Source organism: Streptococcus mitis (assembly GCF_946190275.1).
Lineage (GTDB): Bacteria > Bacillota > Bacilli > Lactobacillales > Streptococcaceae > Streptococcus > Streptococcus mitis_DC.
This window is the reverse complement of record NZ_CAMHZQ010000001.1, coordinates 254,181-278,843: the sequence shown is the minus strand read 5'-3', so window position 1 is coordinate 278,843 and position 24,663 is coordinate 254,181. Positions and strand designations below refer to the sequence as shown.

At 41.5% G+C, this 24,663-nt stretch carries 25 protein-coding genes; 17 read left to right on the top strand and 8 right to left on the bottom strand.

What is annotated here, in order from left to right; genetic code table 11:
* The first annotated feature begins 23 nt into the window (after nucleotides 1-23).
* Nucleotides 24-1,874 (top strand): polysaccharide biosynthesis protein, encoded by a 1,851-nt coding sequence (locus tag N8M20_RS01355; RefSeq protein ID WP_049521386.1) that lies wholly within the window; start codon nucleotides 24-26, stop codon nucleotides 1,872-1,874.
* A gap of 108 nt (nucleotides 1,875-1,982) precedes the next feature.
* Here the strand turns inward: N8M20_RS01355 and N8M20_RS01350 are convergent, their stop codons facing one another.
* Genes N8M20_RS01350 through sdaAB form a run of 3 tightly spaced genes read right to left on the bottom strand, consistent with a single transcriptional unit; the run spans nucleotide 1,983 to nucleotide 4,189 of the window.
* Nucleotides 1,983-2,615, bottom strand: coding sequence for an HAD family hydrolase (locus N8M20_RS01350; protein WP_261078800.1), 633 nt, complete (start codon nucleotides 2,613-2,615; stop codon nucleotides 1,983-1,985).
* A gap of 21 nt (nucleotides 2,616-2,636) precedes the next feature.
* Entirely contained in the window at nucleotides 2,637-3,509 is an 873-nt protein-coding gene (gene sdaAA, locus N8M20_RS01345; RefSeq protein WP_000500041.1) for an L-serine ammonia-lyase, iron-sulfur-dependent, subunit alpha, read from the bottom strand.
* Between the two features lie 8 nt (nucleotides 3,510-3,517).
* The gene (gene sdaAB, locus N8M20_RS01340; protein ID WP_000838912.1) at nucleotides 3,518-4,189 is read right to left on the bottom strand and encodes an L-serine ammonia-lyase, iron-sulfur-dependent subunit beta; all 672 of its coding nucleotides are present in this window, start codon (nucleotides 4,187-4,189) and stop codon (nucleotides 3,518-3,520) included.
* Between the two features lie 241 nt (nucleotides 4,190-4,430).
* Between sdaAB and apf the strand changes: the two genes are divergently transcribed.
* Together apf and N8M20_RS01330 are read left to right on the top strand one after the other, a co-directional pair.
* Nucleotides 4,431-5,051 carry an aggregation-promoting factor gene (gene apf, locus N8M20_RS01335; RefSeq protein ID WP_261078799.1) on the top strand — a complete coding sequence of 207 codons (621 nt, stop codon included), beginning with the start codon at nucleotides 4,431-4,433 and terminating at the stop codon, nucleotides 5,049-5,051.
* Between the two features lie 137 nt (nucleotides 5,052-5,188).
* Nucleotides 5,189-6,061 carry a helix-turn-helix domain-containing protein gene (locus N8M20_RS01330; protein ID WP_261078797.1) on the top strand — a complete coding sequence of 291 codons (873 nt, stop codon included), beginning with the start codon at nucleotides 5,189-5,191 and terminating at the stop codon, nucleotides 6,059-6,061.
* A 371-nt stretch (nucleotides 6,062-6,432) separates the two neighbouring features.
* On the opposite strand, the gene N8M20_RS01325 is transcribed toward N8M20_RS01330, so the two are convergent.
* Nucleotides 6,433-7,296: a helix-turn-helix domain-containing protein gene (locus N8M20_RS01325; protein WP_261078795.1), complete on the bottom strand. Its 864-nt coding sequence runs from the start codon at nucleotides 7,294-7,296 to the stop codon at nucleotides 6,433-6,435.
* 323 nt (nucleotides 7,297-7,619) lie between these two features.
* Between N8M20_RS01325 and N8M20_RS01320 the strand changes: the two genes are divergently transcribed.
* The 10 genes from N8M20_RS01320 (at nucleotide 7,620) to mnmG (ending at nucleotide 19,105) form a co-directional block, all read left to right on the top strand.
* Entirely contained in the window at nucleotides 7,620-8,207 is a 588-nt protein-coding gene (locus N8M20_RS01320; RefSeq protein ID WP_261078794.1) for a hypothetical protein, read from the top strand.
* Between the two features lie 285 nt (nucleotides 8,208-8,492).
* On the top strand, nucleotides 8,493-10,601 hold the full coding sequence (locus N8M20_RS01315; RefSeq protein WP_261078793.1) for a bacteriocin-associated integral membrane family protein: 2,109 nt from the start codon (nucleotides 8,493-8,495) through the stop codon (nucleotides 10,599-10,601).
* Nucleotides 10,598-11,239, top strand: a complete 642-nt coding sequence (locus N8M20_RS01310) for an ABC transporter ATP-binding protein (protein WP_173219439.1) — start codon at nucleotides 10,598-10,600, stop codon at nucleotides 11,237-11,239. Before N8M20_RS01315 ends, N8M20_RS01310 begins: the two co-directional genes overlap by 4 nt.
* A 206-nt stretch (nucleotides 11,240-11,445) precedes the next feature.
* The gene (locus N8M20_RS01305) at nucleotides 11,446-12,252 is read left to right on the top strand and encodes an ABC transporter substrate-binding protein (protein WP_261078792.1); all 807 of its coding nucleotides are present in this window, start codon (nucleotides 11,446-11,448) and stop codon (nucleotides 12,250-12,252) included.
* Nucleotides 12,253-12,268: 16 nt separating this feature from the next.
* Nucleotides 12,269-13,465, top strand: a complete 1,197-nt coding sequence (locus N8M20_RS01300; RefSeq protein WP_173307352.1) for an argininosuccinate synthase — start codon at nucleotides 12,269-12,271, stop codon at nucleotides 13,463-13,465.
* 28 nt (nucleotides 13,466-13,493) lie between these two features.
* Nucleotides 13,494-14,885 (top strand): argininosuccinate lyase, encoded by a 1,392-nt coding sequence (gene argH, locus N8M20_RS01295; RefSeq protein WP_261078791.1) that lies wholly within the window; start codon nucleotides 13,494-13,496, stop codon nucleotides 14,883-14,885.
* Between the two features lie 159 nt (nucleotides 14,886-15,044).
* Entirely contained in the window at nucleotides 15,045-16,166 is a 1,122-nt protein-coding gene (mnmA, locus tag N8M20_RS01290) for a tRNA 2-thiouridine(34) synthase MnmA (RefSeq protein ID WP_001282953.1), read from the top strand.
* A gap of 140 nt (nucleotides 16,167-16,306) precedes the next feature.
* Nucleotides 16,307-16,762 (top strand): NUDIX hydrolase, encoded by a 456-nt coding sequence (locus tag N8M20_RS01285; RefSeq protein ID WP_261078790.1) that lies wholly within the window; start codon nucleotides 16,307-16,309, stop codon nucleotides 16,760-16,762.
* 11 nt (nucleotides 16,763-16,773) lie between these two features.
* Nucleotides 16,774-17,202, top strand: a complete 429-nt coding sequence (locus N8M20_RS01280; RefSeq protein ID WP_261078789.1) for an NUDIX hydrolase — start codon at nucleotides 16,774-16,776, stop codon at nucleotides 17,200-17,202.
* The gene (mnmG, locus tag N8M20_RS01275; protein WP_261078788.1) at nucleotides 17,192-19,105 is read left to right on the top strand and encodes a tRNA uridine-5-carboxymethylaminomethyl(34) synthesis enzyme MnmG; all 1,914 of its coding nucleotides are present in this window, start codon (nucleotides 17,192-17,194) and stop codon (nucleotides 19,103-19,105) included. The genes N8M20_RS01280 and mnmG overlap by 11 nt, the downstream gene beginning before the upstream one ends.
* Nucleotides 19,106-19,245: 140 nt before the next feature.
* On the opposite strand, the gene rnjA is transcribed toward mnmG, so the two are convergent.
* Both rnjA and N8M20_RS01265 read right to left on the bottom strand, forming a co-directional pair.
* Nucleotides 19,246-20,925, bottom strand: a complete 1,680-nt coding sequence (gene rnjA, locus N8M20_RS01270) for a ribonuclease J1 (RefSeq protein ID WP_261078786.1) — start codon at nucleotides 20,923-20,925, stop codon at nucleotides 19,246-19,248.
* A gap of 1 nt (nucleotide 20,926) precedes the next feature.
* Nucleotides 20,927-21,160: a DNA-dependent RNA polymerase subunit epsilon gene (locus N8M20_RS01265; protein WP_000639572.1), complete on the bottom strand. Its 234-nt coding sequence runs from the start codon at nucleotides 21,158-21,160 to the stop codon at nucleotides 20,927-20,929.
* A gap of 280 nt (nucleotides 21,161-21,440) precedes the next feature.
* Here N8M20_RS01265 and N8M20_RS01260 point away from each other — a divergent pair, with 280 nt between their 5' ends.
* The gene (locus N8M20_RS01260) at nucleotides 21,441-21,656 is read left to right on the top strand and encodes a hypothetical protein (RefSeq protein WP_023935522.1); all 216 of its coding nucleotides are present in this window, start codon (nucleotides 21,441-21,443) and stop codon (nucleotides 21,654-21,656) included.
* 339 nt (nucleotides 21,657-21,995) lie between these two features.
* Here N8M20_RS01260 and cibB read toward each other — a convergent pair whose 3' ends face one another.
* Both cibB and cibA read right to left on the bottom strand, forming a co-directional pair.
* A complete protein-coding gene (cibB, locus tag N8M20_RS01255; protein ID WP_261078784.1) occupies nucleotides 21,996-22,148 on the bottom strand; it encodes a fratricide two-peptide bacteriocin subunit CibB in 153 nt (50 codons plus the stop codon).
* A 1-nt stretch (nucleotide 22,149) separates the two neighbouring features.
* Nucleotides 22,150-22,335 (bottom strand): fratricide two-peptide bacteriocin subunit CibA, encoded by a 186-nt coding sequence (cibA, locus tag N8M20_RS01250; RefSeq protein WP_000180843.1) that lies wholly within the window; start codon nucleotides 22,333-22,335, stop codon nucleotides 22,150-22,152.
* A 191-nt stretch (nucleotides 22,336-22,526) separates the two neighbouring features.
* Between cibA and tsaB the strand changes: the two genes are divergently transcribed.
* From tsaB to tsaD, 3 genes are read left to right on the top strand one after another with little or no spacing between them, the layout of a single operon-like run.
* Nucleotides 22,527-23,210, top strand: a complete 684-nt coding sequence (gene tsaB, locus N8M20_RS01245) for a tRNA (adenosine(37)-N6)-threonylcarbamoyltransferase complex dimerization subunit type 1 TsaB (RefSeq protein WP_261078782.1) — start codon at nucleotides 22,527-22,529, stop codon at nucleotides 23,208-23,210.
* Nucleotides 23,207-23,644: a ribosomal protein S18-alanine N-acetyltransferase gene (gene rimI / locus N8M20_RS01240; protein WP_261078780.1), complete on the top strand. Its 438-nt coding sequence runs from the start codon at nucleotides 23,207-23,209 to the stop codon at nucleotides 23,642-23,644. The genes tsaB and rimI overlap by 4 nt, the downstream gene beginning before the upstream one ends.
* On the top strand, nucleotides 23,634-24,644 hold the full coding sequence (gene tsaD, locus N8M20_RS01235; RefSeq protein ID WP_261078778.1) for a tRNA (adenosine(37)-N6)-threonylcarbamoyltransferase complex transferase subunit TsaD: 1,011 nt from the start codon (nucleotides 23,634-23,636) through the stop codon (nucleotides 24,642-24,644). The genes rimI and tsaD overlap by 11 nt, the downstream gene beginning before the upstream one ends.
* Nucleotides 24,645-24,663 lie beyond the last annotated feature (19 nt).

Here is a 24,663-nt window from a genome sequence, read left to right as displayed (position 1 = left end):
CTTTTAAGGAGGAGTAGATTGACATGAATAAAAAACTAACAGATTATGTGATTGATCTGGTGGAAATTTTAAATAAACAACAAAAACAGGTTTTCTGGGGAATATTTGATATTTTGAGTATGGTGGTTTCCATCATTGTATCTTATATCTTATTCTACGGCTTGATTAATCCAGCACCTGTTGACTACATTATCTATACGAGTTTGGCCTTCCTGTTCTATCAATTGATGATTGCATTTTGGGGGTTGAATGCTAGTATTAGTCGTTACAGCAAGATTACGGACTTTATGAAAATCTTTTTTGGTGTGACTGCTAGCAGTGTTTTGTCTTATGGAATCTGCTATGCCTTCTTGCCACTTTTTTCAATCCGTTTCATCATTCTCTTTATCTTGTTGAGTACCTTCTTGATTTTATTGCCACGGATTACTTGGCAGTTAATCTACTCTAGACGCAAAAAAGGAAGTGGCGATGGAGAACACCGTCGAACCTTCTTGATTGGTGCTGGTGATGGCGGAGCCCTCTTTATGGATAGTTACCAACATCCAACCAGTGATTTGGAACTGGTCGGTATTTTGGATAAGGACGCTAAGAAAAAGGGCCAAAAACTTGGTGGGATTCCTGTTTTGGGTTCATATGATGAATTGCCTGAATTAGCTAAACGCCATCAAATCGAGCGTGTTATCGTTGCGATTCCGTCGCTGGATCCGTCAGAATATGAGCGTATCTTGCAGATGTGTAATAAGCTGGGTGTCAAATGTTACAAGATGCCTAAAGTTGAAACTGTTGTTCAAGGCCTTCACCAAGCAGCTACTGGCTTCCAAAAAATTGATATTACGGACCTTTTGGGCCGTCAGGAAATTCGTCTTGACGAATCGCGTCTGGGCGCAGAACTTACTGGAAAAACAATCTTGGTTACAGGTGCTGGTGGTTCAATCGGTTCTGAGATCTGTCGCCAAGTTAGCCGCTTCAATCCTGAACGCATCGTCTTGCTCGGTCATGGGGAAAACTCAATCTACCTTGTTTATCATGAATTGATTCGTAAGTTCCAAGGAATTGATTATGTACCTGTGATTGCGGATATTCAAGACTATGACCGTCTCTTGCAAGTCTTTGAGCAGTACAAGCCAGCTATTGTTTATCATGCGGCTGCCCACAAGCACGTTCCTATGATGGAGCGCAATCCAAAAGAAGCATTTAAAAACAATATCCGTGGAACCTACAATGTTGCTAAGGCTGTTGATGAAGCTAAAGTACCTAAGATGGTTATGATTTCGACAGATAAGGCGGTTAATCCACCAAATGTTATGGGAGCAACCAAGCGCGTGGCGGAGTTGATTGTCACTGGCTTTAACCAACGTAGCCAATCGACCTACTGTGCAGTTCGTTTTGGGAATGTTCTTGGTAGCCGAGGTAGTGTGATTCCAGTCTTTGAACGTCAGATTGCTGAAGGTGGTCCTGTAACGGTGACAGATTTCCGCATGACCCGTTACTTCATGACCATTCCAGAGGCTAGCCGTCTGGTTATCCATGCTGGTGCTTATGCCAAGGATGGAGAAGTCTTTATCCTTGATATGGGCAAACCAGTCAAGATTTATGACTTGGCCAAGAAAATGGTACTTCTAAGTGGACACACCGAAAGTGAAATTCCAATCGTTGAAGTTGGAATCCGCCCAGGTGAAAAACTTTACGAAGAACTCTTGGTATCCACCGAACTGGTTGATAACCAAGTTATGGATAAGATTTTCGTTGGTAAGGTTAATGTCATGCCTCTAGAAGCTATCGACCAAAAGATTGAAGAGTTCCGCACTCTCAGCGGAGATGAGTTGAAGCAAGCTATTATCGCCTTTGCTAATCAAACTACCCACGTTGAATAAAAAAGAAAAACGCATATTATCAGGACTTGAAAACCTTGGTAATATGCGTTTTGTTATGTATAGATTTACTTCATTTTCTTCTGAAATGGGGTTGTCGCCCAGTCTATGTTATTGAAAATACTCCAAAACTTCTAAGGGTTTGTGGGCGATATAATCAGGTTGATAGTCTAGTAGATCTGCCTTCTCTCCAAATCCCCAAGTGACGGCCAATTTCTGAATGCCTGTTTCTTGAGCTCCCAGCATATCAAACTTGGTATCTCCGATGATGATAGCTTGTTCCGGTGCTAGTTGATGTGTCTGCAAGGCTTGGCGAATGACATCTGCCTTATGGGGAGCTTCAGGGCTAGAACCATAAATGTCCTCAAAGAAATGATGGATTCCCAAATTTTTAGTCATATCCTGAGCGGTTGGTGTATTCTTTGTAGTGGTGATGTAGAGAGGATAATTGCTTGATAATTCCTCAAGCAATTCTACAATCTGAGGGAAGAGCTGAGCTTCATGGATGCCTTTTTCCTTATAGTAAGAACGGTATATCTGCACAGCTTCAGATATTTGTTCTTTGGGCAGGCAGGTCGCAAAACTACTTTCGAGAGGCGGTCCCATAAAACCACGAATCGTTTGGGCATCAGGGCTAGGCACGCCTAGCTCCTTAAAAGTATAGGTAAAGGCATTGTGAATTCCGATAGAACTATCAACGAGGGTTCCATCTAGGTCGAAAAAGATAGCTGAGATAGAGGTCATAGTTTCTCCTATTTGATAAGCTTATTCTCCGAAAATTTCTTTTTGGAGACGACGACCAGTAGGGGTGGCAGCGAGACCACCTTCAGCTGTTTCACGGAAGGCAGTTGGCATGCTTGCTCCTACTTGGTACATGGCATCGATAACTTCATCTACAGGGATTTTAGATTCGATACCCGCCAAGGCCATATCTGCTGCGATGAAGGCAAAGCTAGCTCCCATAGCATTGCGTTTGACACAGGGAACTTCAACCAAACCAGCAACAGGGTCACAGATGAGGCCCAGCATATTTTTAATGACAAAGGCAATGGCTTGACTGGCCTGATAAGGTGTCCCACCAGCAGCTAGAGTCAAGGCGGCAGCGCTCATAGCAGAGGCCGAACCAACCTCGGCCTGACAGCCACCCTCAGCACCTGAGATAGAGGCATTGTTTGCGATGACTAGTCCAAAGGCACCAGCAGCAAAGAGGAAATCCAGCTGTTGCTCGTGGCTGAGGTCTAACTTTTCAATAGCAGCAGTGAGAACTGAGGGCAAACAGCCAGCACTTCCTGCGGTCGGAGTGGCACAGACCAAGCCCATTTTGGCATTGTGTTCATTGACTGCGATGGCATTTCGGGCAGCTGAGAGTATCGTGTAATCTGACAAGGTTTTTCCGTTTTTGATGTAGTGGTCTAATTTGGCAGCATCTCCACCTGTCAGGCCACTACGAGATTTATTTTCATTGAGGCCAAGTTGGACAGAGGCTTTCATGACTTCCAGATTGCGTTCCATGAGAAGGAAGACTTCTTCACGTTCGCGACCGGTCAATTCAAACTCTGTTGTAATCATGAGTTCTGCGACATTTCCTTGAAAGTCCAGATCTGCTTGCTCGACCAATTCTTTGATAGAATAAAACATGCTTCCTCCTATTTAAAGAAATTGACATTGTGGAGATGAGGGATTTTTCGAATTTCTTCGATAGCCTCATCACAGTTGCGACTGTCAACTTCGATAATCATAATGGCTTTTTCACCAGCTTTTTCACGAGTAACATTCATCTGGGCGATATTGATACCATAGCGGGAAAGGGCCTCTGTTACGAGGGCAATCATACCTGGAATATCTTGATGAACAATGATGATAGTCGGTGTATTCATATTGAGAGAGACGGCAAAGCCATTGAGTTCGGTTACCTGAATATTTCCTCCACCGATAGAAATACCAGTTACGCTGATGGTCTTGTGAGCATTTTTAACGGTAATTTTAGTGGTGTTTGGATGAGGAGCATTACTGTCTTTCTGAATGGTCCAGACAATTTTGATGCCACGCTTGTGGGCAATTTCCAGGCTGTTTGGGATTTCAGGATCATCTGTATCCATGCCCAAAATACCTGCAACAAGGGCTAGGTCTGTCCCGTGACCACGATAGGTCTTGGCAAATGAGTTAAAAAGTTGGAATTCGACTTCTGTCGGAGTATCATCAAAAATGGAAGAGACAATCTTCCCAATACGAACAGCACCAGCGGTATGACTACTAGATGGGCCAATCATAACTGGTCCGATGATATCAAAGACAGATTGAAAACGAAGTGATTTCATCAGTTTCCCCTTATAAAAATTCTTATCTCTATTATATCAAAGAATAAAGGTCTTGACTTTAATTGTGGATGAAAACCTTTCTAATACCTCAAATAGCATAAAAATAGTATCTTTTATGACAAAAAACACATTATTTAGGGAAATAAAAAATAATTTTGTAATATTTCTACATAAAAGTGTCAAGAAACGGTAATATTTAAAGGGTATCATAGAACTATAGAAAGAAGGAGAATTTTCAAATATGAAATCAACAACTAAAAAGATTAAAACAACTCTTGCAGGAGTAGCTGCCTTGTTTGCAGTATTTGCTCCATCATTTGTATCTGCTCAAGAATCATCAACTTACACTGTTAAAGAAGGTGATACACTTTCAGAAATCGCTGAAACTCACAACACAACAGTTGAGAAATTGGCAGAAAACAACCACATTGACAACATCCATATGATTTATGTTGGTCAAGAGTTGGTTATCGACGGTCCAGCAGCGCCAGTAGCATCAGCTTCAACGACTTATGAAGCTCCAGCTGCCCAAGATGAAGCTATTTCAGCTACAGTGGCAGAAACTACAGAGGTAGAGGAAGAAACTCCAGCAGTAAGCGAAACAGTAGCAGAAGAAACTGTTGCTTCAACTGTCAGCGGATCTGAAGCAGAAGCCAAAGAATGGATCGCTCAAAAAGAATCAGGTGGTAGCTACACAGCTACAAACGGACGTTACATCGGACGTTACCAATTGACAGATTCATACTTGAACGGTGACTACTCAGCTGAAAACCAAGAACGTGTAGCAGATGCCTATGTTGCAGGACGTTACGGTTCATGGACAGCCGCTAAAAACTTCTGGCTTAACAATGGCTGGTATTAAGAAATTGGGGAAGAGCTTTTAATAGCTCTTTTTTCTTACATTTTGAGAAGTCTGTTCACTCTTTGTAGACAATATGACATAATCTTCTCAAAAAAGTAGTATAATGTTTTTATAGAATATAAATAGTGGTGGATAGCATGCATGCATTATTAGCAACAAGATTAAAAAATAAGCGAAAAGAGCTGGGTTGGTCGCAAAAAGAATTGGCAGAAGGAATTTGCCAACAAACTCAGATAAGTCGCATGGAACAAGGCAAATATATGCCAGGAGCAGATTTGTTATATGAATTATCTGAAAAAATGGGCTTAAATATGGACTATTTCTTTTCAGGAGAAATTTCGAAAGAGTTTCTAGGCTTGTTTGCTTTCAAGAGGTTGTCTGAAACATTGTTGGAAAATCAAGATTATGCCTCTCTGAAATATGCTTTTGAGGGAGAGAGAAAGCAACAGACTTCTTTATCTTTTGATGAAAAGATTTATCTGGACTGGATAGATGCCATTCTAACCTATCAATGTGAACATCAATTAAAACTAGCTATTTCAAAAATAGAGGACATCCTCAGTAGGATTAGTATTGATAAAGTGGATTATTTGTATATTTTGAATACCCTGCTGATTTTCTTAGGCTATGATGAGGATAAGGAGAAATTTGAACAACTATATGAACAGGTTTCCGTAGCTCTTTCAAAAATCGATACCAGTGTGCGTGAACAAATTGAGTTGTATATCAAAATAAAATACAATTATTGTTACCACCTTTGGAAACAGGAGGAGATGGACAAGTCCAGAGCGCTATTATTGGAGATGATTGAATTTTGTAACAAGTATCATAGTAGCTTTAGGCTAGCAGATTTATATTGTTTGTTGGGAAATGTAACAGAGGATCTTGATATCTCTGTTGCTAAGGACTATTATATGAAAGCTAAGGTGCTCTATCTAATTGAAAATAATGAAGTTATGGCACTCAAGGTGGAACAATATCTGATGGATAAGCAATCAGAGAATGTATGAGGATAGCAGAAGCTATCTTTTTTATGCGCAAAAATATAACTATAATTCTTCTTTTTAAAAATATTTAGATTATTGCTTAAATTGCTTGACAGTTTATATATGTTGATTTATAATATAGGTGAAATGGGGTTGTGCGAGCGTTGACAAATTCAGTGCCCTTAACTTTGTATTTATTCGAGAATTATGATGTAGCTAGAAAAGAAAGAATTCTAGCTTGATACAATGTTACCAGTCTTATTTAAAGTTGTTATGGAACTATTTTCAAAATAAATAGGCCTCTGTTTTAGGCAGAGGCGTGAATCAGGAGGTTAAGTGATGAACTACAATTTAAAATATCTTTTATTTAGAAGTTAGTTTTTTCTAATCCCTTTTTATCTTTCCTTCGGTTGATAATAGGTTTCTACTTCTTTTTTGAGATGAGACAGCATAGAAGTTTCCTCGGTCAGCTCCAGAAGGGAGACCCCTTTTTGAATCAATTTAGCATCATCCCTACAAATCCCGATACGGACATAGCAGATAGCAAGCCTATCGTAGCTTTTCTTGTTCTTGGCGTCCTCTAGTAAAGTATAGCAGATTTGTTGACACATGTTTTTGTCTTGATGGTATAAGTAAATGGTGGACAGATTGAGTAGGATTGCCATTCGTAAGTCATATAAATGTTGGTAGTTTTTATAGACTTCCAAGCGTTGCAGGATTTTTCCAGTAATGAGATGGAGGTGATCAATGGGAAAGCTGAAAAGGATGGTATTGAGGATTTTTAGATCATTTTCATACCATGTATCTTGTTTTTCAATTTTTTCCCAAAGTTTTTTGACAGTCTGTTTCACTTGGTCTGACAGTTGCTCTGTACCATGTTGACGGATATGAATGACAATTTCCAGCATATCCCTTATTTCTTCTATAGGCAGGTCGTGGTGGGTCTTGAGGTAGTCTTGGCATGTTTCAAAAAAATCAACTAGACTACTGCTGCCAATGATAGAACTCATATTGAGATAAGTTTGCATGATTTCTGTTCGTTGGCTCGGTTGATAGAGATGGCAGATGTAGTCAAACTCTTCAAAACTCATATTGATTTGCCGGAGAAGAAATTCCATGTTTTCATATTTGGGAGTTACCTTACCGCTTTCAATCTTTGATAGGCTGGTTCTTGAGAGGACATTTCCACAGACCTCTTCTTGGGTCAATCCTTTTGATTCACGTATGTCTTTATAGACTTTTCCGAAATCATAACGCATGGGCTTTCTCCTTTTCGTGAAAAAAGTTAACAAAGAATAAAATTCTATTAAAAATATTGTATCATAGTAATATAAAAAGTAAAAAAGAAAGCTAAAATAAGTTTGGTGTAATTTTAATATGGGGTTAATGAGTACTATGATGTAGCTAGAAAAGGGGTGGAAAAATGTTTAAAAATAAGGAACTTTTTCGAGTAGTCATGATATTTGTGATAGGAATTATCCTAATTTTAATGACACCAGTCTTATTTAAAGTTGTTATGGAACTATTTTCAAAATAAATAGGACTCTGCTCTAGGCGGAGTAGTGAATCAGGAGGTTAAGTAATGAACTACAATTTAAAATATCTCTTATCAGGAATATTTGTCCTAGCCTTTATAGGTTTCCTAGTCTGGATGCGTTATTTTAATCAGAAGAAGGAAGAAGAGCATTCAGATGTGTCTTTTGAAGCGAGGTTAGATAGTGAGGTCAAGGACTTATATAAACAACTAGGATTGGGTGAGGGGCCTCACTATTTCTTAGCTTATCGTTACCTACATCCCTGGTTTAATTTGGCGATTTTACCACCAACAGTTGAAATTTTCTTAACTAAAATAGCGTTGGTGATGGTAACTCCAGACGAACTGCTGATAAGAAATCTTGGGAATGGGATGACTTTCACAAGTGAGCATCATCGTGATTTGCGGCAAGGACTTATCCGCATTCCAAAATCAGAGATGAAAGAATTTGAGATTCGTAACTGGAAAAAATTTTTTATATTTGGCGATTTTTTGACAATTAAAACAAGCCAACATAGCTATTATTTACAGGTTAGAGATGATGGACTTCAAAAAGGAAGTCTTTCAACCCAACATTTCTCCGACTTGAAACGACAAGATTTTCTCGGATTATTGACAGATAAAAGAACATTCTGATTGACAATTGCCCTAGTTGTTTATTGTAAACTTTACAAATGAGCTGTAAACACTAGAATCTATTCAGAAAGGCAATTCCTATGCAAAATAAAATTCTAATTATTGTCTATCTTTTAGCCTCGCTAATCATCAGTTTTATAATCTTTTCACTTTTGAATATTGATTTTAAATGGTGGACAACTCTGGCTATAAGTGCAGGATTTATTTACACCTACTTAAAATTTAGTAAAAAATGAAAAGTACCTGCACCTATCTCGCTTTCGTCTCTTCACGGGAGGTATCTCTATGAAAAAAATCAGTCATCTTTGTATGCTCCTGCTCTTGCTGTGTACTACATTTTTTGTCCTGAATGTAAATGTTACACGAGAAATAGTGCGGATTCAGGAGATGGGCAAGACAACTTATTCATTTGACTTGTACTTGAAAGATGTCACTAAACCGACAGAAACTATTCTCCAGTTTTTTGAAGAGGTTGCAAGCCAAGACAAGGTCTCTATTATCAAAGTAGATAATGGAGATGAGGCAGTCAAGGCTGGTGTTTTTGATAAGGAAACCTTCCCCTATCAGGAGTTCGGTTTGACTTCTCTTGATTTTTCAAAGAATGAGAAGGGAGTCTACAGCAACCAGGACCTTCCCAATAATCTAGGAACCATTCCCACCTTTTTAAATGTGAAACTCATTCGACTCCAGACCTTCCAATCCTATATTGAGGATAAATCCCATACTGTAAATGGGCGCTACATGATTACCTCCAGCAAAGAGATAGATCGCGATACCATTCTACAAAAGTGGAGTGATTTTTTCCAGATAGATAAGACGATTTTATTAGAACCCACTTACCGAAGTCAGGTTGGAGTGCTAAATCAAGAGTTGTTACTATCTATCATTATCTTTATCTTGGCAATCTTGCTTGTGATTTTAATGACAGTTTATCAGCCGATGATGGAGATGAAACGAGTGGGGGTTCAAAAGTTACTTGGTTTTCAAAGTAGGGCGATTTTAGCTGGTTTTGTAAAGACTAATTTTTATCTTCTCTTGGGTGGAAGTCTTATCATTGACTTGGGACTATTTTTAGTGCTGGACTACAGACCAAAACTTTTGTTTCCAAGTTTACTCTTATCCCAATTCCTGCTTTTACAGTTGTATTTGTTCATCAGTTGGCTGACCTATCTGATGATTCAGAAAATGACAGTCAGTTCCATGTTGAAAGGTTTTTCATCTGTCAAACTTGGTCTCATTTTCAATTATGTGATGAAAATAGGGACAACTATTTTACTGACGGCCTTACTGATTGGGGTGGGCAGAAGTTTAGAACAAGAAAACAAAGAACTTGCTTATCAGCAACAGTGGGTAAGCCAAGGTAATTACCTGACCTTAGAAACCTTCAAACTCAATGATAATCTGTGGCAAGAAGAGCTAGCAGGGTCAGGGAAATCTACAGATTATTTCTATCGATTTTATCAGGATTTGGTAGAAAAAACGCAGGCGGGCTATGTGCAGAGTAGCAGTCTTCCTGTAAAAAATTTTGTCCAATCAGAACAGATTCAGCAATATCAGTTAACAGATAAGGTAGATGTTTACTATGCTAATAGCAATTTTCTAAAGAGCAAGGGATTCAAGCTACCAGATACCGGTATTAAAAAAGTTATTTTGATGCCAGCAAGTACGAAAGGTGAAGAAGATAAAAATCAGCTCTTGGGGAAGTTAATTGCCTTTCATTCGATGAAGTATGAAGAGCAGCAAAAACGAACGATAGAGGAGATGGATGTCGAGATTGCCTATTATGAAGGAGATTGGTCTTTCTTCCCTTATAATAATGAGCGAAAGGAAAATCTCCACAATCCAATCATTAGTCTGGTAAATGATCAAGACATGATGTGGGAAGAAAAGACTCGCTTGTCAACGACAGGTTTAAACAATCCGATGAAAGTTGAAAATACAGAACAAAATCAAAAAGTGATTACGGAGTTAGTTGAGAAATTATCAGATGGGAATTATTTAAAATTTTCATCGATTCAAGCAATTCAAGAGGGGATGGTTGATACCTATCGGGATTCTGTTCGTAATTTTAACGTTCTGTTTGCCTTATTTGCTCTTCTCAGTATGATTGTCTCCTACTTTTTACTCGTTACCACTTTCTTGTTGAAGCGCAGGGATATCATTACCAAGAAGTTTATGGGGTGGAAACTGGTCGATCGCTATCGCCCTCTTCTAGTTCTGCTCTTGCTGGGCTATAGTCTGCCTCTTCTAGTCTTGATTTTCTTTGCCCATGCGTTCTTGCCACTTCTGCTGTTTGCAGGCTTTACATGTCTGGATATACTATTTGTGCTAGCCTTGGCTTCTAGGATGGAGAAAAGAAGTTTAGTAGAGTTATTGAAAGGGGGCATCTTATGATTGAGTTGAAAAATATTACCAAAACCATTGGGGGGAAAGTGATTTTGGATCACTTGTCTCTCAGGATTGATCAGGGGGATTTGGTTGCCATCGTTGGAAAAAGTGGTAGTGGTAAGTCGACCTTGTTAAATTTATTAGGTTTGATAGATGGTGATTATAGCGGACGGTATGAGATTTTTGGTCAGACAAATCTAGCGGTTAATTCTGCCAAGTCGCAAACAATAATCCGTGAACATATCTCTTATCTGTTTCAAAATTTTGCCCTGATTGATGATGAAACGGTCGAGTACAATCTCATGCTGGCGCTGAAATATGTAAAATTGTCTAAGAAAGACAAGCTCAAAAAGGTGGAAGAGATTTTAGAGAGAGTAGGTTTGTCAGCTACTTTGCATCAAAAGGTCTCCGAGTTGTCTGGTGGGGAGCAACAACGAATTGCAGTTGCTAGAGCCATCTTAAAACCTAGCCAGCTGATTTTAGCCGATGAACCTACAGGTTCGCTGGATCCTGAAAATAGAGATTTGGTCTTGAAGTTTCTCTTAGAGATGAATCGCGAGGGGAAAACAGTTATTATTGTGACCCACGATGCTTATGTAGCCCAACAATGTCATCGGATCATTGAATTGGGCGAGGGGAAATGAGTTCGTCCAGCTACTTTTGACTGACTGAATACTCATGTTTTCCAAAGATAAATAGCATAAATACGCCTAGGAATGACATTTTTATGTATTATTTCTAGGTTTTTTTGTTTCAAATTGAAAATTTTTTCAATTTAGGCTTGACAAATGATGAGGATAGGAGTATTATTTATACAACCAAAAAGAATAAACATAAAGGAGGCTTTGTTATGAATAAGATGAAGAAGGTGTTGATGACGATGTTTGGTTTAGTGATGCTCCCCCTACTATTTGCTTGTAGTAACAATCAATCGGCTGGAATTGAAGCCATCAAGTCCAAAGGAAAATTGGTTGTAGCCCTCAATCCAGATTTTGCTCCATTTGAATACCAAAAAGTGGTTGATGGGAAAAATCAGATTGTGGGTTCAGATATCGAATTAGCCAAGGCTATCGCAACAGAACTAGGTGTCGAATTGGAACTATCTCCCATGAGTTTTGACAATGTACTGGCTAGTGTTCAATCAGGAAAAGCCGATCTTGCCATATCTGGTGTTTCTAAGACAGATGAACGGAGTAAGGTATTCGATTTTTCAACTCCCTACTATACTTCAAAAAATAAGCTCATTGTCAAAAAATCTGACTTGGCTACTTATCAGTCTGTAAACGACTTAGCGCAGAAAAAGGTCGGAGCGCAGAAAGGTTCGATTCAAGAAACGATGGCGAAAGATTTGCTACAAAATTCATCCCTCGTATCTCTGCCTAAAAATGGGAATTTAATTACAGATTTAAAGTCAGGGCAAGTGGATGCCGTTATCTTTGAAGAACCAGTTGCCAAGGGATTTGTGGAAAATAATCCTGATTTAGCAATCGCAGACCTCGATTTTGAAAAAGAGCAAGATGATTCCTACGCGGTCGCCATGAAAAAAGATAGCAAGGAATTGAAAGAGGCGGTCGATAAAACCATTCAAAAGTTGAAGGATTCTGGGGAATTAGACAAACTCATTGAGGATGCCTTTAAAGCGTCCATTGAAAAATAGAAAGAAGGAAAAGAACATGAGTAAAGAAAAAGTAATTTTGGCCTATTCTGGCGGTTTGGACACATCAGTTGCTATTACCTGGTTAAAGAAAGACTATGATGTTGTTGCAGTTTGTATGGATGTGGGTGAAGGGAAAGACTTAGATTTCATCCATGATAAGGCTCTCAAGGTTGGGGCAGTCGAATCTTATGTCATTGATGTTAAGGACGAATTTGCTACAGATTATGTGCTAGTGGCTCTTCAGTCACATGCCTACTATGAACAAAAGTACCCCTTGGTATCTGCCTTGAGCCGCCCTCTGATTTCTAAAAAATTGGTTGAAATAGCGCATCAGACAGGAGCGACTACAATTGCTCATGGTTGTACAGGTAAGGGGAATGACCAAGTGCGTTTTGAAGTATCGATTGCAGCCTTGGATCCCAATTTAAAAGTGATTGCGCCAGTTCGTGAATGGAAATGGTCTCGGGAGGAAGAAATTCATTATGCTAAGGAAAATGGGGTACCTGTTCCTGCTGACCTTGACAATCCCTACTCTGTCGACCAAAATCTTTGGGGACGTGCCAATGAGTGTGGTATTTTGGAAAATCCATGGAATCAGGCTCCAGAAGAAGCCTTTGGCATCACATCTTCTCCAGAGCAAGCTCCAGACACGCCAGAATACATTGATATTGAGTTTAGTGAAGGCGTTCCAGTTTCCCTCAATGGAGAAGGGCTAAAATTGGCAGATTTGATTCAAAAACTCAATGAAATAGCTGGAAAACATGGGGTCGGACGGATTGACCACGTGGAAAATCGCTTAGTTGGGATTAAATCAAGAGAAATCTATGAATGCCCAGGGGCAGTGACCCTGCTGACAGCTCATAAGGAAATTGAGGATTTGACACTTGTGAGAGAAGTGGCTCATTTTAAACCAATCATAGAAAATGAATTATCAAATCTCATTTATAATGCTTTGTGGTTTAGTCCGGCTACACAAGCCTTGATTGCTTATATTAAAGAAACTCAAAAAGTTGTCAATGGGACTGCAAAAGTTAAACTGTATAAGGGGAGTGCTCAGGTCGTGGCTCGGAAATCACCAAATTCACTTTACGATGAAAATTTGGCGACTTATACCAGTGCGGATACCTTTGACCAAGATGCGGCTGTTGGCTTTATTAAGTTGTGGGGACTTCCAACCAAGGTTCATTCTGAGGTTCAAAAAAGCGCCAAATAGGACGATTGGATAGAGAGGTGGATGTGATATGGCTAAGAATACAAAATTATGGGGTGGTCGCTTTGAAGGGACTGTCGAAGACTGGGTAGAGCGCTTTGGTGCGAGTATATCTTTTGACCAGAAATTAGCTAAATTTGATGTGATTGGTTCCTTAGCCCACGTTCAGATGTTGGGCCAGACGGGCATTTTGAGTTTGGAGGAGTCAGAAAAGATTCAAGCAGGCTTGAAAGAGCTTTTAGAAGAGCTAGAGGCGGGTCAACTTGACTTTGATATCGCAAACGAAGATATTCATATGAATATGGAAGTATTACTGACAGAAAAAATTGGTCCCCTTGCAGGAAAGCTACATACGGCTCGTTCTCGAAATGACCAAGTTGCAACAGATATGCACTTATATCTCAAGGAGCAACTAGGCCATGTCCTAGATAAATTGGCTCATCTCAAGGGTGTTTTATTAGACTTGGCGGAAAATCATGTGGAGACGATCATGCCAGGCTATACCCATCTGCAACATGCCCAACCTATTAGTTTTGCCCACCATCTGATGGCTTACTACAATATGTTTCAAAGAGACAGTGAACGTTTTGAATTTAACCAGCAGCATACAGACCTATGCCCTCTAGGTGCGGCAGCTTTGGCAGGAACGACTTTCCCCATTGATCGCCAATTATCTAGCGATTTGCTGGAGTTTAAGCAACCTTATACAAATTCTTTGGATGCTGTTAGTGACCGCGATTTTATCTTAGAATTTCTATCCAATGCCAGCATACTCATGATGCATATGAGCCGTTTTTGTGAAGAAATGATCAATTGGTGTAGTTTTGAGTATCAATTCATTACCTTGTCAGATACATTTACAACAGGTTCCTCTATTATGCCCCAAAAGAAAAATCCAGATATGGCTGAGTTGATTCGAGGAAAGACTGGTAGAGTTTATGGGAATCTGTTTGGACTATTGACAGTCATGAAGTCCTTGCCTTTAGCTTATAATAAGGATTTGCAAGAAGATAAGGAAGGAATGTTTGACACGGTCGAAACGATTTTAAATTCCCTCGATGTATTGGCAGGTATGTTATTTAGCTTGCAGGTAAACAAGGAAAAAATGCAGGAATCGACAGAGAAGGACTTTTCAAATGCAACTGAGTTGGCAGATTATTTGGCAGGGAAAGGCTTGCCATTTAGAGAAGCTCATGAGGTTGTGGGAAGATTAGTGCTAGACTCTATCAAGTCTGCTAAAAATATTCAAGATTGGACTTTGGAGGAATTACGAACCTATCATTCCCTCATTGCCGAGGATATCTATGTCTACTTGCAACCTAAAACTGCTGTTCAAAGACGAAATTCCTTGGGAGGTACAGGGTTTGACCAAGTGAAATACCAAATTGCAGTTGCTAAGAAAGCGAATGAAGCTAGAAAGTGATAGATTGATAGGTTCAGAATAAGAGGTTGGTCGATTGACAGCCTCTTTCTTGTCTTCTCCAACCAAGCATGTTATAATGAATACTGCTCAAGCGACCTTCAATCGTTAAAGCACACACGACCTTCAATCGTGAATAAACGAATAGATGGGAGACTTACCATGAGTGATAACTCTAAAACACGTGTTGTCGTGGGGATGAGTGGTGGTGTTGATTCGTCGGTGACGGCTCTTTTGCTCAAGGAGCAGGGCTACGATGTGATCGGTATCTTCATGAAGAACTGGGACGACACAGATGAAAACGGCGTCTGTACGGCGACCGAAGATTACAAGGATGTGGCTGCGGTGGCAGACCAGATTGGCATTCCTTACTACTCTGTCAATTTTGAAAAAGAGTACTGGGACCGCGTTTTTGAGTATTTCCTAGCGGAATACCGTGCAGGACGCACGCCAAATCCAGACGTTATGTGCAACAAGGAAATCAAGTTTAAGGCCTTTTTGGACTATGCCATGACCTTGGGGGCAGACTATGTAGCGACTGGGCACTATGCCCGAGTGGCGCGTGATGAGGATGGCACTGTTCACATGCTTCGTGGCGTGGACAATGGCAAGGACCAAACCTATTTCCTCAGCCAACTTTCGCAAGAACAACTTCAAAAAACCATGTTTCCACTGGGACATTTGGAAAAACCTGAAGTTCGCAGACTCGCAGAAGAAGCAGGCCTTGCGACTGCCAAGAAGAAAGACTCGACAGGGATTTGTTTTATCGGAGAAAAGAACTTTAAAAACTTTCTCAGCAACTATCTGCCAGCTCAGCCTGGTCGCATGATGACTGTGGATGGTCGCGATATGGGTGAGCATGCAGGCCTTATGTATTATACAATTGGTCAGCGTGGCGGTCTCGGTATTGGTGGCCAACACGGCGGTGACAATGCCCCTTGGTTCGTTGTCGGAAAAGACCTAAGCAAGAATATCCTCTATGTCGGCCAAGGTTTCTACCATGACTCGCTCATGTCAACAAGCCTAGAGGCCAGTCAGGTCCACTTTACTCGTGACATGCCAGAGGAATTTACGCTGGAATGTACGGCTAAATTCCGCTACCGTCAGCCTGATTCTAAGGTGACCGTCCATGTCAAAGGAGACAAGGCAGAGGTCATCTTTGCGGAACCGCAACGCGCTATCACACCAGGACAGGCAGTTGTCTTTTACGACGGCGAAGAGTGTCTAGGTGGCGGTTTGATTGACAATGCTTATCGAGATGGACAAGTTTGTCAGTACATTTAGATTGACAAATTTTCTCAATTTGCTACAATAATAAGAGCAATAGAAATGATGGTCAAAGCTCATGGATGTTGCAGGCTTTTTTGTCCTGCACTTCTTTGGAGTTTTGACTGTTTTTGTGTCGTTTAGAGGAAAGGATAAAAATGACTCAACAAGACTTTCGGACAAAAGTAGACAATACGGTTTTTGGTGTTCGGGCGACAGCTTTGATTCTTCAAAATCGCAAGCTTCTAGTCACCAAAGATAAGGGCAAGTATTACACAATTGGTGGTGCGATTCAAGTCAATGAAAGCACGGAAGACGCGGTAGTCCGTGAAGTGAGGGAAGAACTGGGTGTCAAAGCTCAAGCTGGCCAGCTAGCTTTTGTTGTTGAAAATCGTTTTGAACAGGACGGTGTTTCCTATCACAATATCGAGTTTCATTATCTGGTGGACTTGCTGGAAGATGCCCCATTGACCATGCAGGAAGATGAGAAAAGGCAGCCCTGTGAGTGGATTGACTTAGACAAGCTTAAGGGTATCAATCTAGTTCCAGCCTTTCTAAAAACAGCCCTACCAGATTGGGGCGGCCAACTAAGACACATTCATCTTGAGGAATAGGAGAGAAAAGGATGGTTAAGCTTATTGCCCATGTACTTGTTCATAGTGGTGGTGATTATTTGCTCATTCAGCGTTCGGAAATTAAAAGAGGAGAACCCAACGTTTATCCAACTTACTGGGATATTCCTGGTGGCGGGGTGGAAAAGGGTGAACTTCCGCGAGATGGTGCTCTTAGAGAATGCATTGAAGAAGCGGGAGTTAGGCTAGATAGCAGTTCGCTCAAACTTCTTCACGAAGATAGTCAACTGGATACCTCTAAGGATACGGTCTTTACTCGCTTAGTTTATAAAGCAGAGTGGATTGGGGAGAAGCCGATTATCAGATTAGATCCTGAAGAGCATACACACTTTAAATGGGTTACTATGGATCAAGCTCTAGAGGAGGAGAAGTTAGTTCCTTATTTGCGAGAAATTTTTGAAAGGTTAAGAAATGACTTATAATTTTACTGAAGAATACGATATTATTGTAATTGGTGCGGGACACGCGGGGGTGGAAGCATCCTTAGCTGCTAGCCGTATGGGCTGTAAGGTCTTGCTTGCGACCATTAACATTGAAATGCTGGCTTTCATGCCTTGTAACCCCTCTATCGGTGGTTCTGCCAAGGGGATCGTTGTGCGTGAAGTTGATGCCCTCGGTGGCGAGATGGCCAAAACCATTGATAAGACTTACATCCAGATGAAGATGCTTAACACAGGGAAGGGGCCAGCTGTCCGTGCCCTTCGTGCGCAGGCTGACAAGGAGCTTTACTCCAAGGAAATGCGCAAGACGGTTGAAAATCAAGAAAATCTGACCCTTCGTCAGACCATGATTGATGAGATTTTGGTGGAAGATGGCAAGGTTGTCGGTGTTCGTACAGCGACCCATCAAGAATATGCTGCAAAGGCCGTTATTGTGACGACAGGGACTGCTCTCCGTGGGGAAATCATCATCGGAGATCTCAAGTACTCATCAGGACCAAACCACAGCCTAGCTTCTATTAACCTTGCTGACAATCTCAAGGAACTGGGCCTCGAAATCGGTCGTTTCAAGACAGGAACCCCTCCACGTGTCAAGGCTTCTTCTATCAACTACGACGTGACAGAGATTCAGCCAGGAGATGAAGCACCTAATCACTTCTCTTATACTTCACGTGATGAGGATTATGTCAAGGATCAGGTGCCATGCTGGTTGACCTACACCAATGGTACCAGTCATGAGATTATCCAAAATAACCTCCACCGTGCGCCTATGTTTACAGGTGTGGTCAAGGGAGTAGGGCCTCGTTACTGTCCATCAATTGAGGACAAGATTGTGCGCTTTGCGGACAAGGAACGCCACCAGCTCTTCCTTGAGCCAGAGGGACGCAATACAGAGGAAGTCTATGTTCAAGGACTTTCAACCAGTCTGCCTGAGGATGTCCAGCGTGACTTGGTTCATTCCATTAAAGGTTTGGAAAATGCTGAAATGATGCGAACAGGTTATGCCATTGAGTATGACATGGTCTTGCCTCACCAGTTGCGTGCGACTCTGGAAACCAAGAAAATCTCAGGTCTTTTCACTGCTGGTCAGACAAATGGAACGTCAGGTTACGAAGAAGCTGCTGGCCAAGGGATTATCGCTGGGATCAATGCGGCTTTGAAAGTCCAAGGCAAGCCTGAGTTTATTTTGAAGCGCAGTGACGGTTATATTGGGGTGATGATTGATGACTTGGTGACCAAGGGAACGATTGAGCCTTATCGCCTTTTGACCAGTCGTGCTGAATATCGCCTCATTCTCCGCCATGACAATGCTGATATGCGTTTGACAGAGATGGGGCGTGAGATTGGGCTTGTGGATGATGAACGCTGGGCTCGCTTTGAAATCAAGAAAAATCAATTTGATAATGAGATGAAGCGCCTAGATAGCATCAAACTCAAACCAGTCAAGGAAACCAATGCCAAGGTTGAGGAGATGGGCTTCAAGCCGTTGACCGATGCAGTGACAGCCAAGGAATTCCTTCGCCGTCCAGAAGTGTCTTACCAAGATGTGGTAGCCTTCATCGGGCCAGCTGCTGAGAATTTGGATGATAAGATTATCGAATTGATTGAAACAGAAATCAAGTACGAAGGCTATATTTCCAAAGCTATGGATCAGGTTGCCAAGATGAAACGCATGGAAGAAAAACGCATTCCAGTCAATATTGATTGGGATGACATTGATTCTATCGCGACAGAAGCCCGTCAGAAGTTCAAACTCATCAATCCAGAAACCATCGGCCAAGCCAGCCGTATTTCGGGAGTAAACCCAGCAGATATTTCTATTTTGATGGTGTATTTGGAAGGTAAAAATCGTAGTATTTCTAAAACTCTTCAAAAATCAAAATAATACGTCGTCGGCTTCGGCTCACCTAACTCAAGTTATGCTTTCGCCTAGCCTTCTAGTCTGATTTCGATTTTTATTGAGTTTCAATCTCAAAAGAAAGTATAGAGAAAAACAGCTCCGAAAAATCGGGGCTGTTTTATGATTTATTCTTCATCTGGTGTGAGGATCATCGGGATAATAATCGGTTCACGTTCTGTATTTTCATAAAGGAAGGGGCGAATAGCGTTGACAATAGCACCATTGACAGATTGCACGCTGGCGTCCTTGTTTTTCAGTGCGATACGAATGGCATTGAAGAGGATGCGCTGGCTTTGGCGAATCAAATCACCAGACTCTCTCATGTAGACAAAGCCTCGGCTGAGGATATCTGGACCAGACAGAATCATCTGCGACTTGAAGTCAACAGTTGCGACTGCTAGAACGACACCGTCTTCAGATAAATCACGACGGTCTTTGAGGACAGCAGCACCGATTTCACCGATACGATTTCCATCGACATAGATGTCTTGGGCATTGAAATGGCCTGCGATACGAGCTGATTCAGCAGTAAGGGCAAGCACATCACCATTGCTCATGATAAAGATATTGTCCTTCTCGACACCAGTATCCACCGCTAGTCCAGCATGGACTTTCTGCATGCGGTATTCACCGTGGACAGGCATGAAGTATTTTGGCTTAATCAAGCGGAGCATAAGTTTTTGCTCTTGCTGACCACCGTGTCCAGATGTATGGATATTGTTCACTTTACCGTGGATAACTTCGACACCAGCTTCAGAAATGATGTTAATCAGCTTGTTGACGCTAGTCGTGTTTCCAGGGATTGGACTTGAAGAGAAGATAACGGTATCACCTGGTTGGAGTTGCACCTGACGGTGGGTTCCGTTGGCGATACGAGAGAGGGCTGCCATCGGCTCGCCCTGACTACCTGTACAGAGGATCAGAACCTCGCCTGCAGGGTAATCTTTGATTTCATTTGGCTCGATAAAGGTTCCCTTAGGAGCTTTTATGTAACCAAGCTCAATTCCGTTGACAATGGCCTTTTCCATCGAACGACCAAAGACTGCAATCTTACGTCCAGTCTTAACAGCGGCTTCTGTTGCTTGCTGGAGACGGAAGATATTTGAGGCAAAGGATGCAAAGATGATACGTCCTTCGATGCCTTGGATAATCTTCATGATGGACTGGCCAACGACTTTTTCAGAGTTGGTAAAGGTTGGCACTTCTGCATTTGTTGAGTCAGACAGGAGACAGAGCACGCCTTCTTCACCAAGCGCAGCCATACGGTGCAAATCTGCTGGTTCACCAACTGGTGTTAAGTCAAACTTGAAGTCACCCGTACAGACAATTTTCCCTTGAGGAGTATGAATGACAATCCCCAAAGGCTCTGGAATAGAGTGAGTCGTTCTAAAGAAAGTTGCCTTGAGATTTTTAAAGGTCAACTCAGTGTTGTGGTTGATTTCGTAAAGTTTGGCGTTGCGCAAGAGGCCGTGTTCTTCGAGTTTTCCACGGATCAAAGCCAAGGCAAGCGGTCCAGCATAGATAGGGACATTTGCTTGCTTGAGCAGGAAAGGAATCCCACCAATGTGGTCCTCGTGTCCGTGTGTAATCAAAACAGCCTTGACGCGGTCGATATTGTCCACGATGTAAGAGTAGTCAGGGATAACATAGTCGATACCTAACAAGTCATCTTCTGGGAATTTAATCCCAGCATCGACGATGATAATCTCGTCTTGGTATTCAATTCCGTATGTGTTTTTCCCGATTTCTCCCAGACCACCGATGGCAAAAACGCCAACTTCTTCAGGTTTAAGAGTATAGGCCATATTAGAACTCCGTGATTTCGAAGGCGCCAGTTTCTTTTTCGTAATCTAGCAATTTGTCAGACAAGAGTTCGATATACTCGATATTGTACTCTGGGCGATTTTCTTCGACAAGTTGGCGAGCAGCGATGCGACCCTCAAGTTCTGAGCTGGCATCGATGTCTAGGTAAAGTGCGCGTGTTGTTTCACGGCGTGGGCTACGTTCTTTTGTTTCTTGATAAAAAACTTTGTAAATCATATAGTTCCTTTCTATATTACAGGTCAGCTTATTCCAAACTTTTAGCAGATATTTGCTTGATTTCATTCCATTTTGTGTCTAGATTGACCTTGATTCGTTACAATTATTTCAATTATACCACAAAATGAAAAATTAGTAAAAGACAGAAACGAGAAAGTCAGGGGACGATTTCTTTAGTAAGCGCTTGCAAAAACAAAGAAAATGTGCTATTTTGATAATGGAAGTGAAATTTATCGCTTGTCATAATTCCATATAGATTTTAAGTCAAGGAGGTTGCCCTATGTATAACTTATTTGCTTTTGCTATCGGAGCTCGCTTGGTAGCTTTTATCGTTTTTGTTGCTTGTGTTTATGGAGGGAATCTTCTATTTGCCAAACTCGAACGCCGACAAACCAAGTTCTTGTGGAAAATTACCTTTGTGACTCTCTACTCGCTTTTTCTCCTCCTCGTAACCTATGTCGTTTGGTTTGTATTTTACTTTGGATTAAATGCTTAGATGCCCTGCTTATGTTGGGGCATTTTTGTTTGGGGATATAGAGATAGTAGATTTACGACACGAAAATTCCACCCCATCTATCAAGATGAGGTGGTCTTTGCATTTTTCTAAAATGACATGACAACGGAATAAATGTTTGCTTTCAGAATTTACTCTTATTTTTATATTAACGATTCTTCTTATGTTCAAAAATAGAGTTGAAGCATAAAAATAAAACAATACAAACAGATAGATCAATTGGTAAAGGGATAGTAGTAATGTTTAAATCATTGAGAATGCTTAGCAAACTGTAAGAGATAAAGATAATAAAATTTATCCTTCTAAAAATGTGTCTTTTATCTAGCATGACTTACCAAACTTTTTACGGAGATCTTTCCCAATGGTATAACCTGCCATAAATAAAGCGATACCAACACCTACACCAAAACCACCCTTGATTTCTTGCAATTCCTTATTAGTAATTTCATGATAGTTGTTCAAATCTTTCATCATATTAATCTCCTCCTAAAAAATAACCAGCTGCCAAACCAGAACCTACAAGTGCTGTTCCACCTGCAATAGCTTTCCAAGATACTGCTACTCCAAAGATAACCAAGGGAGCGAGACCGCCATCAATATCTGATAATTCATTTTCAGATAGGGATAAAAATTGATTGTCAAGAACGTCAAAATTTGTCATTGAACTTTCCTCCTTTTTTCTTGTTCACTTTTATATTCGGAAAAGAAAAGGAAAAGTGAAGATTTTTTTGAATTTTATTTGCGAATTGTTTTTGGGCTAAGTATAGGCATTTTTGTTTGGGGGTAAAGAAAATTTCCATGTGCCAGCTTTTGTAGTATAATAGTAAGCAGACAAAAAGATAGGAATGTGTTATGAAAGTATTAGCTTTTGATACGTCCAGCAAGGCTCTTTCTCTCGCGATTTTAGAGGACAAGCAGGTTCTTGCCGAGACGACGATTAATATTAAGAAAAATCACAGTATTACCCTCATGCCTGCCATCGATTTTTTGATGGAAAGTTTGGACTGGACGCCCAAGGATTTGGACCGAATCGTGGTGGCGGAAGGGCCAGGTAGCTACACAGGCTTGCGAATTGCGGTAGCAACTGCCAAGACTTTGGCTCATACCCTGAACATTGAGTTAGTTGGTATGTCGAGCCTCTTGGCTCTGGTGCCCTACCAACAAGAAGGCTTGTTCGTTCCTTTGATGGATGCGCGTCGCAACAATGTTTACGCAGGATTTTATGAAAATGCTAAATCTGTCATGCCAGAAGCACACCTGCCTTTTGAGCGAGTGATTGAGTTAATCAAGGGGGCTAGTCAGGTAACCTTTGTCGGAGAAGTTGCCCCCTTTGTGGAGCAGATTCAAGAACACTTGCCAAGGACTAATTTCAAAGAAACCTTGCCAAATGCAGCTAATCTAGCTCTCTGGGCCTGGGACAAGGAAGCAGACTCCTTGCATGATTTTGTGCCGAACTACCTCAAGCGTGTCGAGGCTGAGGAAAACTGGCTCAAGAATCACACTGAATCTGGCGAGTCTTACATTAAACGCCTATGATAGAAATCAAACGAATCCAACAACAGCCTGACCTAGCTCAAGCCATCTACGCTGTTATGGCAGCTGTTTACCCAGTCAGTCCTTGGACGCTGGAGCAAATCCAAGCAGACCTAGCTCAAGACCAGACTTGGTATGTTCTGGCTTATGATGGGGCAGAAGTGATTGGCTTTCTAGCTGTTCAGGAGAATCTTTTTGAGGCAGAAGTCTTGCAAATCGCTGTTAAAGGAGCCTATCAGGGTCAGGGAATTGCGTCAGCCTTGTTTTCTCAATTGCCGACAGATAAGGAGATTTTCCTCGAAGTCAGAAAGTCAAATCACCGAGCGCAAGCATTTTACAAGAAAGAAAAGATGGCAGTCATCGCTGAGCGAAAGGCCTACTACCATGACCCGGTCGAGGACGCCATCATCATGAAGAGAGAAATAGATGAAGGATAGATATATTTTAGCATTTGAGACATCCTGTGATGAGACCAGTGTTGCCGTACTGAAAAACGACGATGAGCTCTTATCCAATGTCATTGCTAGTCAAATTGAGAGTCACAAACGTTTTGGGGGCGTAGTGCCTGAAGTAGCCAGTCGTCACCATGTCGAGGTCATTACAGCCTGTATCGAGGAGGCTCTGGCAGAAGCAGGGATTACCGAAGAGGACGTGACAGCTGTGGCTGTTACCTATGGACCAGGCTTGGTCGGAGCCTTGCTAGTTGGCTTGTCAGCTGCTAAGGCCTTTGCTTGGGCACATGGACTTCCGCTGATTCCTGTTAACCACATGGCTGGTCACCTCATGGCAGCTCAGAGCGTGGAGCCTTTGGAGTTTCCCTTGCTAGCACTTTTAGTAAGTGGTGGGCACACAGAGTTGGTCTATGTTTCTGAGGCAGGAGATTACAAGATTGTTGGAGAAACGCGAGATGACGCGGTTGGTGAGGCTTATGATAAGGTCGGTCGTGTCATGGACTTGACCTATCCTGCTGGTCGTGAGATTGACGAGCTAGCTCATCAGGGACAGGATATTTATGATTTCCCTCGTGCCATGATTAAGGAAGATAATCTGGAGTTTTCATTCTCAGGTTTGAAATCGGCCTTTATCAATCTTCATCACAATGCCGAGCAAAAGGGAGAAAGCTTGTCCACAGAGGATTTGTGTGCTTCCTTCCAAGCAGCTGTCTTGGATATTCTTATGGCAAAAACCAAGAAGGCTTTGGAGAAATACCCTGTTAAAACCCTTGTCGTGGCAGGTGGTGTGGCAGCCAATAAAGGTCTCAGAGAACGCCTAGCAACTGAAATCACTGACGTCAAGGTCATCATTCCACCTCTACGCCTCTGCGGAGACAATGCAGGAATGATTGCCTATGCCAGCGTCAGCGAGTGGAACAAAGAAAACTTTGCAAATTTGGACCTCAATGCCAAGCCAAGTCTCGCTTTTGATACGATGGAATAAGGAGTCAGCTTAAGGCTGG

Bases quoted from the DNA above. Each gene is read 5' to 3' on its own strand.
- rimI (WP_261078780.1), top strand. From the start codon at position 23,207: ATGATAGAAATCAAACGAATCCAACAACAGCCTGACCTAGCTCAAGCC.
- N8M20_RS01300 (WP_173307352.1), top strand. From the start codon at position 12,269: ATGAGTAAAGAAAAAGTAATTTTGGCCTATTCTGGCGGTTTGGACACA.
- apf (WP_261078799.1), top strand. From the start codon at position 4,431: ATGAAATCAACAACTAAAAAGATTAAAACAACTCTTGCAGGAGTAGCT.
- N8M20_RS01315 (WP_261078793.1), top strand. From the start codon at position 8,493: ATGAAAAAAATCAGTCATCTTTGTATGCTCCTGCTCTTGCTGTGTACT.
- N8M20_RS01355 (WP_049521386.1), top strand. From the start codon at position 24: ATGAATAAAAAACTAACAGATTATGTGATTGATCTGGTGGAAATTTTA.
- N8M20_RS01350 (WP_261078800.1), bottom strand. From the start codon at position 2,615: ATGACCTCTATCTCAGCTATCTTTTTCGACCTAGATGGAACCCTCGTT.
- N8M20_RS01325 (WP_261078795.1), bottom strand. From the start codon at position 7,296: ATGCGTTATGATTTCGGAAAAGTCTATAAAGACATACGTGAATCAAAA.
- N8M20_RS01280 (WP_261078789.1), top strand. From the start codon at position 16,774: ATGGTTAAGCTTATTGCCCATGTACTTGTTCATAGTGGTGGTGATTAT.
- rnjA (WP_261078786.1), bottom strand. From the start codon at position 20,925: ATGGCCTATACTCTTAAACCTGAAGAAGTTGGCGTTTTTGCCATCGGT.
- N8M20_RS01330 (WP_261078797.1), top strand. From the start codon at position 5,189: ATGCATGCATTATTAGCAACAAGATTAAAAAATAAGCGAAAAGAGCTG.
- sdaAA (WP_000500041.1), bottom strand. From the start codon at position 3,509: ATGTTTTATTCTATCAAAGAATTGGTCGAGCAAGCAGATCTGGACTTT.
- cibB (WP_261078784.1), bottom strand. From the start codon at position 22,148: ATGATGAAAGATTTGAACAACTATCATGAAATTACTAATAAGGAATTG.
- sdaAB (WP_000838912.1), bottom strand. From the start codon at position 4,189: ATGAAATCACTTCGTTTTCAATCTGTCTTTGATATCATCGGACCAGTT.
- N8M20_RS01285 (WP_261078790.1), top strand. From the start codon at position 16,307: ATGACTCAACAAGACTTTCGGACAAAAGTAGACAATACGGTTTTTGGT.
- mnmG (WP_261078788.1), top strand. From the start codon at position 17,192: ATGACTTATAATTTTACTGAAGAATACGATATTATTGTAATTGGTGCG.
- N8M20_RS01260 (WP_023935522.1), top strand. From the start codon at position 21,441: ATGTATAACTTATTTGCTTTTGCTATCGGAGCTCGCTTGGTAGCTTTT.
- tsaB (WP_261078782.1), top strand. From the start codon at position 22,527: ATGAAAGTATTAGCTTTTGATACGTCCAGCAAGGCTCTTTCTCTCGCG.
- N8M20_RS01305 (WP_261078792.1), top strand. From the start codon at position 11,446: ATGAATAAGATGAAGAAGGTGTTGATGACGATGTTTGGTTTAGTGATG.
- argH (WP_261078791.1), top strand. From the start codon at position 13,494: ATGGCTAAGAATACAAAATTATGGGGTGGTCGCTTTGAAGGGACTGTC.
- N8M20_RS01265 (WP_000639572.1), bottom strand. From the start codon at position 21,160: ATGATTTACAAAGTTTTTTATCAAGAAACAAAAGAACGTAGCCCACGC.
- tsaD (WP_261078778.1), top strand. From the start codon at position 23,634: ATGAAGGATAGATATATTTTAGCATTTGAGACATCCTGTGATGAGACC.
- cibA (WP_000180843.1), bottom strand. From the start codon at position 22,335: ATGACAAATTTTGACGTTCTTGACAATCAATTTTTATCCCTATCTGAA.
- N8M20_RS01310 (WP_173219439.1), top strand. From the start codon at position 10,598: ATGATTGAGTTGAAAAATATTACCAAAACCATTGGGGGGAAAGTGATT.
- N8M20_RS01320 (WP_261078794.1), top strand. From the start codon at position 7,620: ATGAACTACAATTTAAAATATCTCTTATCAGGAATATTTGTCCTAGCC.
- mnmA (WP_001282953.1), top strand. From the start codon at position 15,045: ATGAGTGATAACTCTAAAACACGTGTTGTCGTGGGGATGAGTGGTGGT.